At 76.4% G+C, this 12040-nt stretch carries 9 protein-coding genes; all 9 read right to left on the bottom strand.

The genetic code is table 11. The features are described 5' to 3' along the window. Positions 1-41 precede the first annotated feature (41 nt). Positions 42-1373, bottom strand: a complete 1332-nt coding sequence (locus ACWGB8_RS25710) for an aldehyde dehydrogenase family protein (protein ID WP_452215957.1) — start codon at positions 1371-1373, stop codon at positions 42-44. A gap of 189 nt (positions 1374-1562) precedes the next feature. Beyond that, on the bottom strand, positions 1563-4439 hold the full coding sequence (locus ACWGB8_RS25705) for a hypothetical protein (protein WP_452215956.1): 2877 nt from the start codon (positions 4437-4439) through the stop codon (positions 1563-1565). Positions 4440-4616: 177 nt separating this feature from the next. Next, positions 4617-6356 carry an asparagine synthetase B family protein gene (locus ACWGB8_RS25700; protein WP_452215955.1) on the bottom strand — a complete coding sequence of 580 codons (1740 nt, stop codon included), beginning with the start codon at positions 6354-6356 and terminating at the stop codon, positions 4617-4619. 52 nt (positions 6357-6408) lie between these two features. After that, positions 6409-6972 carry a hypothetical protein gene (locus tag ACWGB8_RS25695; RefSeq protein WP_452215954.1) on the bottom strand — a complete coding sequence of 188 codons (564 nt, stop codon included), beginning with the start codon at positions 6970-6972 and terminating at the stop codon, positions 6409-6411. 31 nt (positions 6973-7003) lie between these two features. Beyond that, complete coding sequence (locus ACWGB8_RS25690) at positions 7004-7903, bottom strand: hypothetical protein (RefSeq protein WP_452215953.1); 900 nt, start codon at positions 7901-7903, stop codon at positions 7004-7006. Next, on the bottom strand, positions 7900-8937 hold the full coding sequence (locus ACWGB8_RS25685; protein ID WP_452215952.1) for a hypothetical protein: 1038 nt from the start codon (positions 8935-8937) through the stop codon (positions 7900-7902). Before ACWGB8_RS25685 ends, ACWGB8_RS25690 begins: the two co-directional genes overlap by 4 nt. Then, the gene (locus tag ACWGB8_RS25680) at positions 8934-10016 is read right to left on the bottom strand and encodes a hypothetical protein (protein ID WP_452215951.1); all 1083 of its coding nucleotides are present in this window, start codon (positions 10014-10016) and stop codon (positions 8934-8936) included. The genes ACWGB8_RS25685 and ACWGB8_RS25680 overlap by 4 nt, the downstream gene beginning before the upstream one ends. Further along, positions 10013-10681 (bottom strand): cupin domain-containing protein, encoded by a 669-nt coding sequence (locus ACWGB8_RS25675; RefSeq protein WP_452215950.1) that lies wholly within the window; start codon positions 10679-10681, stop codon positions 10013-10015. The genes ACWGB8_RS25680 and ACWGB8_RS25675 overlap by 4 nt, the downstream gene beginning before the upstream one ends. 176 nt (positions 10682-10857) lie before the next feature. Next, positions 10858-11865 (bottom strand): multicopper oxidase domain-containing protein, encoded by a 1008-nt coding sequence (locus ACWGB8_RS25670; protein ID WP_452215949.1) that lies wholly within the window; start codon positions 11863-11865, stop codon positions 10858-10860. Positions 11866-12040: the final 175 nt, after the last annotated feature.

Below are 12040 nucleotides of genomic sequence, written 5' to 3'. Positions count from 1 at the left end.
CCGTCGTCGGAGGAGGCGGCGCAGGGCGTGAGGCGCACGCGCTAGCGCAGCCGGGCGGTGACCGTCTTGGGGCGCTGGTACTCCTGGAGGGCGAGGGCGCTGAGGTCGGTGCCGTGGCCGGAGGCGCCGCGGCCGGCGTGCGGGAGCTCGGCGGACTGCACCAGGTGGCAGTTGAGCCAGGCCTCCCCGGCGTCCAGCCGGGCGGCGAGGTCGAGGCCGGTGGCGAGGTCGGCGGTCCAGACCGAGGCGGCGAGGGCCTGCGGGACGCCGTTGGCCAGCGCGAGGGCCGCCTCGACGTCGGGGGCGCTCTGGACGGTCAGGAGCGGGCCGAACACCTCCTCGACCACGGCCGGGTCGTCGGCCGGCAGGTCGGCCAGCAGCCGGGCCGGCCGCCACAGGCCGTCGGTGCGCCCCGGGGCGGCGAGCGAGCGCTTGGCGGCGGAGGCTGCCACCAGGCGGTCGTAGCGGGCGGCCTGGTCCGGGTTGTTGAGCGGGCCGAAATCCCGCCCGGCCTGCCGCTCGGCCAGCGCGGCGGCCAGCGCCTCGACCGCCTGCTCGTAGTGGGAGTCCAGGGTGATCACCCGGGCGGGTGCGGCGCAGCTCTGGCCGGCGTTGTAGGTGCAGGCGGCGGCGAGGTCGGCCCAGGTGTGCCCGGGGGCGTCGGGGAGCACCAGCACCGGGCTGTTGCCGCCGAGTTCCAGGCTGACCCGGCGGTGGCCGGCCCGGGCGGCGATGTCCGCGCCGGCCGCCGCGCTGCCGGTGAAGGCGATCATGTCGACGGCGGCGGCGACCAGCAGCCGGCCGGTCTCCCGGTCGCCCGGCAGTGCGGTCAGCACGCCCCCGCCGAGCGCCTCGGCGGCGTGCTCGGCGAGCAGGACGGCCGAGTCGGGGGTGGTCTCCGCGGGCTTGAGCACCACCGGGTTGCCGGCCGCCAGGGCCGGGGCGCAGCGCCAGGCGGCCATCAGCAGCGGGTAGTTCCACGGCACGACGGCGCCGACCACGCCGATCGGCTCCCAGCGGACCCAGCTCTCGTGGCCGGGCACGTAGCGGCCGGCGGCGGGCGCGGTGAGCGTCCGTGCGGCGCCGGCGTAGAACCGGAACAGGTCGGCGACCAGCTGCATCTCGCCCAGCGCCTCGGCCTCCGGCTTGCCGGTGCCGGCCTGCTCCAGGGCCGCGTACGCACCGAGGTGGTGCTCGACGAGGTCGGCGAGGGCGTCCAGCCGCCGTTCGCGTTCGCGCGGGGTGAGGGCGCGCCAGGCCGGGGCCGCGGCGCGGGCGGTGGCGACGGCGGCGGTGACCCGGTCGGCGCGGGCCGGGTCGAGGGCGCCGCGGGTGCGGCCGGTCCGGGGGTCGAGCAGGTCGAGCTGGTCCATGCGGGGCCTTCCACGAGGTCCGGAGGCGAGCCGGTGAGTCGGCGGACCCGGTCGGCGGCGCGCGCCGTCCGGTTCCGGGCGTGCCGGGCGTGCCGGGCGTGCCGTCCGGGCCGGCCGCGCCGACCGTTCCGCACACCCGTACGACCGCACTCTACGGGGCCGCGTCCGGCCGGACCGGCCGGATCGGGCCTACGGTGCGCAGCCGGTCAGGGGCCGGGTGTCGCCCGCCGGGCGCCCGCAGATCCGCTCCACCAGCGGGGCGCCGTCGCCGGCCCGACGGACCCGGATGATGTGCAGCCCGTGGCCCGGTTGGGCGCCGGTGGCCAGCGGCCGGGTGTCGCGGAAGTCCACGGTGCCGGTGGCCCGGTTCTTCATCTCGACGGCCCGCAGCCCGGCCATCACCGAGCCCACGCCACCCCGTTGGGAGGCGTCGGCCTTGTTGGCCCCGGACTGGAGTGCCGCGGTGGCGTCGTAGGCGAGGGCGAGCGCGCCGTCCGAGAAGACGTCGTCCTCGTACGGGTTGTCGGTGCGCGGGACGATCCGCAGCTCGGCGGCGGCCGTCTCGGCGAGGTCGGAGCCGCGGGCCGTGGCGGCCGGGTCGGCGAGCGCGGTGTAGTAGAGGGTGGCCTGCGGCGCCATCCAGGTCTGGCCGGTGCGGAACTGGGTCTTGGTCAGGTCGTCGCCGGCGAGGACGGTGAGCGGGCGGCTGCAGCCGGCGTCCGCGGCGAGCCGCCGCATCAGCTGGTTGACGTCATCGGCCCGGCCGGCCAGGTAGAGCACCGCGGGCGGGTGCTCGGAGTGGCAGCTGGTGCTGAGCGCGGCCTCGAAGTCCGGGTCGCCGTTGCTGTTGAGCCCGTACTCCAGCGGCCGGCCGCCGAGCAGCCGGAAGCCCGCCTCCTCCAGCATCGCGGAGCCGTACGCGGCCTGTTCGGGGCTGTAGCGGTCGTCGGGGGTGGGGGTGCGGGTGAGCACGGCCGCCCAACGCTCGGCGGGCGGTACGGCGAGGCCGTCGACGATCAGCCGCAGGGCCGCGGCCTCCTCCTGGTCGGTGGCGGCCAGGCCGAAGTAGTTGACGTGGCCCTTGGCCAGGTAGGTGGCCGAGTTGGTGGTGCTCACCACGGCCAGGCCGGCCTGCTGCAGCCGGGTCACGGCGTCGTCGCTGTCGGAGGTGTCGCGGCCGAGGCCGACCACGCCGACGATCGAGCGGTCGCGGGCGGCGAGGGCGACGATCCGGCCGATCATCTCGGACTGGAAGTACATGTCCTGGCCGCCGTTGGCCATCAGGACCTTGATCTTCAGCGGGTCGCCCGCGTTGTTGCGCCGCTGCGCCAGGTGGACGCCGGTGAGCTCCTTGAGGCTGTTGAGCGCCCGGGACTGCTGCCCGGCGGCGGTGGTCAGCGAGCCCGCGTAGACGACGGTGACGTAGCGGACGTCGGGCAGCGCGTCGACCCGGGCGTTCTCCCGGCGGACGGCCTCCTCCAGGGTGCGCAGCCCGACGCCGGCGCCGACCCGGTCGCCGCCCTCGCCGGGCAGGGTGCCGCTGAGCCGGATCCCGGTGTCGCCGCCGGCGAAGGAGATCCCGCCGGTGGCGACGCCGATGCACTCCCGGGTGCCGCCCTGGCCCTGGCGCCAGACGGCGTCCTGGTTGGAGCCGTACAGCCGGGCCTCGCAGTAGTGGTCGGCCAACCGGTCGGCGCGCAGCATGCCCGCGCCGGAGGCGAGCACCAGGACGGCCAGCACCGTCCAGCGCGACCACAGGACCCACCAGGAGCGCCGCACCGGGACCGGGGAGAGCCGGATGGTCTCGCCGCCGCCGAGCTGGTGGCGGGTCAGCCGCACCGGCAGCGTCCAGGCCAGGGCCCGGCCCCGGCTGGGCGCCTGGCGCACCCGAAGGTCGCTCACCCAGGTCTCGTACGGGCCGCGCCGCCGGGCGCCGACCGCGTGGACGGTGACCGGTGCCGTCCCGGGCTGCTCCAGCCAGGCCGCCACCTCGGCGTGCGCGACCGCGGCGAGGACGAGCAGCGGGTCCTGCTCGCTGCGGCGGCTGCGGACGTCGCTGATGGCGCCCAGCACCTGGAGCGCGCCGTTCTCCGGGCCCGCCCGGGGGACGAACACCACCGGCGGGACGCTGCGCTTGCGGTCGCGCAGGTCGGGAGACCAGGAGCGGTGGGCCTTGCGGAGGTCCTCCAGCAGGGCCAGGGTGCGCAGTTGGAGGTGGAACTGCTGGGCGCGGTCGCGCTCGTCGCCGGCGGTGCCGGGCAGCTGCGCCTTGAGGATCTCCCCCGCGACCTCGCGGGCGCGGGCCTGGGTGACGTCCCAGGACATCCGGGGCCGCCACAGCGACCAGGCGGCGGCCTGCCGGCCGGAGGCGGCGAGGAAGGTGGTGGTGGCGAACCAGCGGCTGGCCGGTCCGAGCCAGGACAGCGGCGCGGTGTTGCGGCGCACCCAGCCGGTCAGGCCGAGCACCAGCAGGGCGCCGAGCACCACGAGGACCACCACCCGCCAGTGCGCCTGGGTGAGCAGGCTGGTGAGCCCGGCGAGGACGAACGCCCCGATCAGGGTGGTGGAGTTGAGCACCGGGGAGAGGGTGCGCTGGACCTCGCCGCCGACGGTGCGGGGTTCGGGCCGCCAGTGGACGTCGCGCAGCCGCAGGAGCACCGCGTCGACCAGTTCGTCGAGCGGCCGGGCGGAGGCTCCGGCCCCGGTCAGGACGTGCCGGGCGGCGGCCTCGATCGCGGCGACGAGCCGGGAGCGCGGGCTGGCGTACGCGCGGTACCAGGACGGTCCGCGGCGGGCCCAGGGGCCCTTGGCGAGGGCGTCGATGATGCCGACCGCACTGCGGTGCGGGTCCCCGCCGCCGGCGTCGGCGACCACCCGGTGGGGCAGTCCGCCGTCCTCCTGGGCCTCCTGGACGGCGCGGACGACGGCCTCGACCTCGCGGTCGAGCTCCGGGTCGTCCTCCTCCGCGCAGAGCACCACGACCGGCATCGGCAGCCGGGCGCCGCTGTACTGCGCGATGAGGTCCTTGACCAAGGCGTCGACCTCGTACCGGGCGGTGGTTCGCACACCACCCGGGTGGGCGCCGTCACGTGTCGATCCCCGAGCCACCCGTACCCCCGCAACCCCGGATCCCCCTCGGGCGCCCCGCGCGCACCGTCCTGATCCGGCGTCAGACCGCGAGTGTAGACCCGGGGTACGACGGCGCACACCGGTGCGGACGCAGGACCACCCGGGCGGGGAGGATCAGAGGTCGTGGGCGCGCAGCCAGAGCTCCAGGGTCAGCAGCAGCCAGAGCTTGCCGCCCTGGCGGGGCAGCAGGGCGCCCTCGCGGCGCATCCAGAGCCGGACGGTGTCGGGGCGGAAGAGGCCGCGGTCGCGGGCCTGCCGGCCGAGCAGGAGGTCGCCGGAGAGGTCGCGCAGCGGACCGCGCAGCCACTGCTGGACGGGCACCCGCATGCCGCTCTTGGGCCGGTAGGTGACGGTGTCCGGGAGCAGGTCGCGGACGGCCTCCTTGAGGATCCACTTCTCCACCGTGCCCTGGAGCTTGAGCCGCGGCGGGGTGGCGAAGGCGTGGTCGACGACGTGCCGGTCGAAGAGCGGCGAGCGGCCCTGGACGCCCTGCGAGGCGGTGAGCCGCTCGACCTTGGTGAGGATGTGGTGGGCGCCCTTGGTCCGCAGGTTGCAGTGCAGCAGCTGGTTGAGCAGGGCGTGCATCGGGCCGGGGCGCAGGTAGGGCGCGACGAAGCGGCGGGGGAGCGGCTCGCCGTCGAGGGCGCGCAGCGCCTGCGGGGTGAGCAGCCGGGGCAGGTCCTCGTAGCACTTGCGGTAGGAGCGCAGGTACGCCTCGGCGCGGACCTCGGGCGCGGGATCGTCGCGGTGCATCTCGTGGACCAGCATCGGCAGGTTCTTGGGACCGCCGAACACCGGGTCGCCGCCCTCACCGTTGAGCGAGACGGTCAGGCCGTCCGCGGCGACGGCCTCGGCGAGCATCAGGTTGGGCACCGTCAGCGGGTCGCCGACCGGGCTGTCCAGCAGGGCGACGGTGTCGGCGAGCCGGGCGGCGACCTGGGCGCCGGAGACGCTGAGCACCCGGTGGCGGGTGCCGCAGTGGTCGGCGACCAGTCCGGAGTAGCCGAGTTCGTCGGGGAGTTCGTCGCCGAAGCTGATCGAGTAGGTGTGCACCGGGCGGTCGTGCAGCCGGGCGGCGAGCGCGGTGACCAGGGAGCTGTCGACGCCGCCGGACAGCAGGACGGCCACCGCCTCGCCGGGCGGCAGCCGGCGGGCCGTGGCCTGCTCCAGCAGCGTGCGCAACTGCGCCGCGTACACACCGGGTTCGGCCTCGTCGGCGCGTCCCGGCAGGTCCTCCCGGGGCTCCCAGTAGACCTCCTCGCTGCGGCTGCCGTCGGCCCGCAGCCGCAGGATCCGGCCGGGCAGCACCTCGTGGACGCCGCGCAGCAGGGTCTCCTCGCCCGGCAGGTAGGCGAAGGTGAGGAAGGAGCGGACGGCCGCGAGGTTCGCCGAGGTGTTCAGGGCGGGCCAGCGGCGCAGCGCCCGCAGCGAGGTCGAGGCGGCCCAGCAGCCGTCCGCCCGGGCGTGGAAGAGGGTGCGGGCGCCGACGTGGTCGCGGATCAGCACCAGGTCGGCGCCGTCCACGACGGCGAGCGCGAACATCCCGTCGGCCTGCCGGACGCCCTGCGCGCCGAGCCGCAGCCAGCAGCGCAGCAGCAGTTCGCCGTCGGTGCAGCCGGCCGGGGCGGGCGCGCCGGCGGCGGCGAGGGCGGTGAGCAGCACGGGCCGGTTGTGCAGGGTGGCCTCGCCGACCGCGGTGGTGGCGTCGACGGTGAACGGGCCCTCGGCGAAGCCGGGCTCGCGGTCGAGGAGGACGGCGGTGGCGTCCGGGGCGACCGGGGTGCCGGCCATCGCGGCGAGGTGGGCGCGGGCCCGTCCGGCGTCGGGTCCGGTGCAGGCGCAGCAGCGTGCCATGGTGGTGCGGGTGCCTTTCTGGGAGGGGGCGGCGGCGGGGGCGGGCGCCGGCTCAGCCGAAGTCGTCGCCGTCCCAGCCGTCGTCGCCGTCGTCCCAGTCGCTGTCGGAGGCGTACTCGGCGTCCGGTCCGGTGCCGTCGGTGCCGTCGGAGCCGCCCGCGTCGCCCCCGCCGCCGGAGTCGCCCCCGCCGGAGCCGGACTGGCTCTCCCTGGCCTGCCGGCGCAGTTCCTCCTCCTCGTCCTCGCTCAGCTCCAGTGGCGGCAGTTGGGTCGCGAGCACGGCGGCGGCGCCGGCCACCCCGAGGGCGCCGAGGACGACGCCGAGCCGACCGCGGAAGGAGGTGCGGTTGACGGTGACGAGTTCGCCGCGGGCCCAGACGGTGCGGCCGTAGCCGATGTCGCGGCCGTAGTCGACGGTGCCGTCGGCGTGGCTGCGCTTGACCAGGTCGCGGCCGAGCGGCTCGTCGGTGCCGGAGCGCTCCTGGTTGTCGTGCCAGTGCACGAGGCCGTCGGCGCCGCGCCGGCGCCATTCGTTGCGGCCGTCCTCGTAGCGGCGGTGCACGGTGCCGTCGGCCAGCAGTTCGTCGCGGTAGCCGAGGTGGCGTGGCTGGGTCATCGTCCGGGTTCCTCGCAGCAGCAGGGGGTCGTCAGGGCGTGGGCCAGGTCAGGAACCCGGCGTCGCGGGCGGTGCGCAGGCGCCGGCCCAGCGGGGTGCGGCGCGGGCCGCCGGGGACGCCGCGCAGCTGTCGGATGACGGTGTGCAGCAGCCGGGCGGGGTTGACGGCGGCGAGTTCGATGGTGCGCCCGCTGCCGAGCCAGGCGCGCTCGTCGGGCCGCAGCCCGGCGGGCAGCGGCCCGGTGTACGGGTGCGGCCCGCGGCCGGAGGTGAGGTGCAGGGCGCCGGCGTGCCGGGGCACCAGGCCCATCGAGCGCACCCGCAGCCGTTCGCCGTGGGCGGCGCGGACGGCCTCGTACCGGGCGAGTCCGGCGGGGCTGGCGTCGTGCAGGACGTGCAGCACGGCGTCGCCGGCCCGCTCCAGGGCGGCCGTCAGCCGGTCGTCCAGCGGGAGCGCGTCCGCCGCGACGACCGGGCAGGCGGCCTCCAGGTGGAGGTCGTTGGCGAGCAGCATCCGGACGATCTCGGGGCTCTGGCAGACCAGCAGCCGGGGCAGCCCGTAGTCGTACAGGTCGCTCTCCGCGGGCGGTCCGGCGGTGCCGGGGGCGGCCGGGGGCGGTGCGGGCGGCAGCAGTCCGGGCAGGGCGGTGCGCCGGGGTTCCAGCACCTCCAGGAAGCGCCCGTAGCGCACCGGCGGCGCCAGCGTGTACGGGACGCGGCGGGGGCCGGCGTGCAGCGGCTGCAGCACCCGGCACAGCTCGTAGTACAGCTGCCGCTCGGTGTACCGCAGGCCGTCCGGTGCCCCGGCGCGGGCCGCGGCGAGGGTCAGCGCGCCGTCCAGCAGCGGGCGGCGGCGCGGAGCGGTGCGGCGGCCGGGCACCGGCCGCGGTCCGCGGGCGGCCGGGGCGGGGCGGTGGGGCGGGACGGTCATGCGGTGCCCTCCTCGGGCCAGGTGAGGAAGCCGACGGGGGTGGCGTGCCGGGCGGCCGCGCGGTGCACGGCCCGTTCGGCCGCGGCCAGCAGGACCCCCGGCCGGACGGCGGCGAGCGGGCTCCACCACCCGTCGGCGTAGCGGGCGCGCTGCGCGTCGGTGAGGCCGGGGGCGTCCGCGAGCCGGGCGAGCAGCTCCGGGTCGAGCCCGACGTCGCGCAGCTGCACGGTGCGGCGCTCGCGCAGCGCGGTGCCCGGGGGCAGCCCCGCGTCGACGACCGTGCGGCCGGGCAGCGCGGCCCGTACCTGCGCGGCGAGCAGCAGGCCGGGGACGGAGTCGTCGTGCAGCACGACCACCGGCAGGCCGTCCGGGACGTCCGCGGCGCTCGCCACCAGCAGGGTGCGGTGCCGTTCGGGGAAGCCGTTGGCGTGCAGGCAGGCCCGGGCGGCGGCGTCCGGGCAGAGCAGGGCGGCGACCGGCGCCCCGACCGGCCGGGACGGGGCGACCTCGGCGTCGATCACGACGCCGGCGGGCAGCTCGCCGTACACGGCCGTCCAGCGGGCGAGGACCGCGGCGAACGCCGGGGCCGTCCAGCCCGGGACGACCGCGCGCCGCACCACCGTCCGGCGGGCGTTGCGGCGCCTGCGGCGGACGGCCACGGCGGACAGCGGGGCGGCGAGCGCCAGCGCCGCGCCACCGGCGACGTACGGGGCGGCGGCTTCCGCGGTGACCAGCAGCAGGGTCCCGCTCGCCCCGAAGAACCCGCCGGCGACGGCCCATTTGATGGGATCGGCCGGGGCGGGCAGCCAGTCGTCCGCGGACCGGGACCGCCGCGGCTCCAGGGCGTGCCGGAGCTGGTCGGCGGTGCAGCGGTAGCGGCCCTGCTCGGTGAGGTGGCCGACCAGGTGGTGGATGCGCAGGTCGCTCAGCGAGTCGAGCTTGGGGTCGAGGGCGAACTCCTTGCGGCACCCGTGGCAGGTGCGGCCGGTGCGCTCCTTCCGCAGCAGCCGGACCCGGCAGTGGGGGCAGATCATGCGCAGGTCCCTCCGGGGTGCTCGGGCCAGGTCAGGAAGCCGACCGCGAGGGCCCGGCGGCGGGTCTCGGCGGGGTCCTCGGCCGTGGCCGCCCGCTTGGCGAACGAGGGGGCCGCGGTGGCCCGTTGTGCGGCGCGTTCGGCGGCGGCGAGCAGTTTGCGCGGCCGGACGGCGGCGAGCGGGCTCCACCAGCCGTCGGCGTACCAGGCGAGTTCGGCGGGGCCCAGGCCCGGCAGCTGCTGCAGGCGCGGTCCGAGCTCCGCGGAGCGGTGCGGGTCGCGCAGGTGGACGTAGGTCGCCTCGGCGGCGAGGACGGCCCGGGCGGGCAGCCCCGCGTCCACCACCCGGCGGCCGGGCAGGCTGCGCCGGGCCTCGGCGACCAGCAGGCAGCCCTGCGGCGAGGCGTCGTGCAGCACGGCCACCGGGACGCCGTCCGGCACCAGCCGCAGGTCGGTGACGATCAGGGCGCGCTGCCGGCGGGGGAAGTCGTTGGCGTGCAGGAAGCCCGCCACCGCCCGGTCGGGGCAGAGCAGGGCGAGTGCGGGCGGGCCGTCCGGCGTGCGCGGGGCGACGTCGTTCTCGTCCACCACCCGCTCCGGCAGTCGCCCGTACACCTTCTGCCAGCGCTCGACCACACTGCCACGGAAGCTCTCGGGGCTGCGCTGCGGGTGGACGGGTGCAGGCGGGGCGAGGGTGTCGGCCATGGAGTAGCTGCGGACGGCCAGGCCGAGCACGGCGGCCCCGGCGAGGGCGAGCAGCACGGCGGGCCAGCTCTTGAAGCCGAAGGCGGCGAACAGGGCGACCGTACCGACCACGGCCAGGCAGCCGGCGCCGCCGCGGGATCCGCGGTACCGCGGATCCGGGCGGCCCTTGCGCTCGCAGGCCCAGCGCAGCTGGTCGACGGTGGCGTGCAGCCGGCCGTCGTCGGTGATCCGGGTGGCGATCCGGCGCATCCGGACGTCGTGCATGCCCTTGCCGTTGAGCTTGGGGTCGAGGGCGAACTCCTTGCGGCACAGGCTGCACCGGCGGCCGGAGCGCTGGCGGTAGTAGAGGCTGCGGTCGCAGTGCGGGCAGATCATCTCGGCGCCTCCAGGGCGGCGGCGAAACGGCGCAGCCGGGCGGCCAGCCGCTCTCTGGGACGGACCGTACCCACCTGCTGGTTGCGCTCCACCTCCCGCAGCGCGGCGGCCAGTTCGCGCTCCTCGCGCCGCTCGGCCTCGGCCGCGGTGATCGCGTAGTCCTCGTGGTCGATGCCGTACCCGGTGTTGGCGGCCAGGATGTTCAGCGGCTCGGTGCCCCGGTTGGCGAAGGAGTGCGGCATCAGCTCCGGGATGCGGATCAGCAGCCCCGGGGTGAGCGGCACGTCCAGGACCCGGCGGCGTTCGGTGTCGTAGAGGCCGCACGCGGCGTGGCCCAGGCTGAGCACCAGGTGCTCGCCGCCGTGCGCGTGCGGGGTGAAGGCGCTGCGCGGGGCGACGATGCCGAGCTTGTACGTCGCGTTGGACGGCCGCTCGGGGGAGGTCTTGGCGTCGCCGACCAGGTAGTGGGCGAACTGGCCCTCGTCGATGAACCGCAGCAGTTCCTGGCCGGCCGGGCCGTGCGGCGCGTCCGGCCCCAGTTCGCGGGCCCCGTCCCGGTCGGCGAGCAGGACCCGCCCGTCCGGCCGCAGCCGGTACAGTTCGACCCCGCCCGGCAGTCCCCGCGCCAGCCGTTCGAGACCGCGCAGCCCGGACTCCACCGACATCGCCCCACCCCCATGATCGAACGGCACCGTCCTTCCGGACGCCGCCGCCTCCCTCCCGGTTCCGCGCCGGGCTCCCACCTGGGGATTCCGGCGCGGCGGATCCTACCGAGCGGGGGTGAACACAGGGAAGGTCGTACCGGGGGAAGGTCCGGGGAGCGGCGGCGCCGGCCGCGCCGTCAGGGGGCGACCTGGTAGAGGCCGGCCATGCCCATCATCATGTGGTCCGGGTAGTGGCAGTGGTAGAGCCACTCGCCCGGATTGTCCTCGGTGTACTCGATGGTCAGCGATTCGGACGCCGACACCTGCTCGGAGTCGAGGTACTGGCGGCCGTTGTGCCAGCGGTGGCCGTGGATGTGGAAGACGTGCGGGAACTGGCCCATCGCGGCGACCCGCCAGCGGACCTTCTCGCCGACCTTGGCGCGGAAGGTCGGGGTGTTGCCGGGGAAGGCCGCGCCGTTGATCAGCATGAGGTCCTGCGGCAGCTCGGTGAGGTCGCGGCTCCACGCCTCGTGCAGTAGCACGAAGAACTCCCGGTCCGCCTTCGGGGTGTGGCGGTCCGTCACCGCGATCATGCCCAGCAGGCCCAGCTGCGCGCTGAGTTCCATCGCCATCCGCTCGCCGCCCTGCGGGGTGGGGACCATCTGGTGCTCGGAGTGGTCGTGGTAGACCCAACTGCCCACCGAGGACGGCACGCAGGTCCAGGCGTAGGTGTACGTGCCGCCGACCGGCACGGCCGTGCCGGGTTTCTGCGGGCGGGCGGCGATGTAGGCGCCGTCGTTCTCCGGGGTGTACCGGACGCCGTGCGGGTGCATGCTGTGCGGGTAGCGGTAGTGCTGGTCGTTGTTGCGGAAGTGCACCACGAGGGTGTCGCCGACCTCGCCGCGCAGGATCGGCCCGGGGACCCCGGTGTTGGGGCCGATGTCGTCGTTGCCGGGCAGCGGCGCGCCCCAGTTGCGGGTGTACGCGCGGTAGCCGATCGCCCAGTACGTCGACTGCGCGGGGGTGTAGGCCATGCCGCTGAGGTCGTCGCGGCCGTTCGGCACCAGGTTGAGCCGGAAGGAGTCCGCCTGGATCCAGTACTCGCGGCGCTCGGGCGGCTTGGCGGGGGCCTCGCCGGCGAACAGCAGCGGGGTCGCCAGGGCTCCGGTCGCCACCGAGGCGAGCACGAATCTGCGGTTGAACACGGGGACCTCTTCCTCGGGTGCGCGGGCTCGGCGGTGCGCTTCGTGCGGGGCGGTGGGCGTGGTGCCGTGCGGTGCTGGCGGTGCAGGCGGTGCTGGCGGTGCTGGCGGTGCTGGTGGGTGTGCATGGTGCGGGTGGTGATGCGTTCGCCGCCGTGCGCGCCGCGCCCCCGGCGGA

This window comes from Kitasatospora sp. NPDC054939 (genome assembly GCF_053610105.1).
Note: the sequence above shows the minus strand (reverse complement) of the source record. Positions and strands in the feature narration are given on the sequence as shown.

Bases quoted from the DNA above. Each gene is read 5' to 3' on its own strand.
- ACWGB8_RS25675 (WP_452215950.1), bottom strand. From the start codon at position 10,681: ATGTCGGTGGAGTCCGGGCTGCGCGGTCTCGAACGGCTGGCGCGGGGA.
- ACWGB8_RS25700 (WP_452215955.1), bottom strand. From the start codon at position 6,356: ATGGCACGCTGCTGCGCCTGCACCGGACCCGACGCCGGACGGGCCCGC.
- ACWGB8_RS25695 (WP_452215954.1), bottom strand. From the start codon at position 6,972: ATGACCCAGCCACGCCACCTCGGCTACCGCGACGAACTGCTGGCCGAC.
- ACWGB8_RS25685 (WP_452215952.1), bottom strand. From the start codon at position 8,937: ATGATCTGCCCCCACTGCCGGGTCCGGCTGCTGCGGAAGGAGCGCACC.
- ACWGB8_RS25710 (WP_452215957.1), bottom strand. From the start codon at position 1,373: ATGGACCAGCTCGACCTGCTCGACCCCCGGACCGGCCGCACCCGCGGC.
- ACWGB8_RS25680 (WP_452215951.1), bottom strand. From the start codon at position 10,016: ATGATCTGCCCGCACTGCGACCGCAGCCTCTACTACCGCCAGCGCTCC.
- ACWGB8_RS25690 (WP_452215953.1), bottom strand. From the start codon at position 7,903: ATGACCGTCCCGCCCCACCGCCCCGCCCCGGCCGCCCGCGGACCGCGG.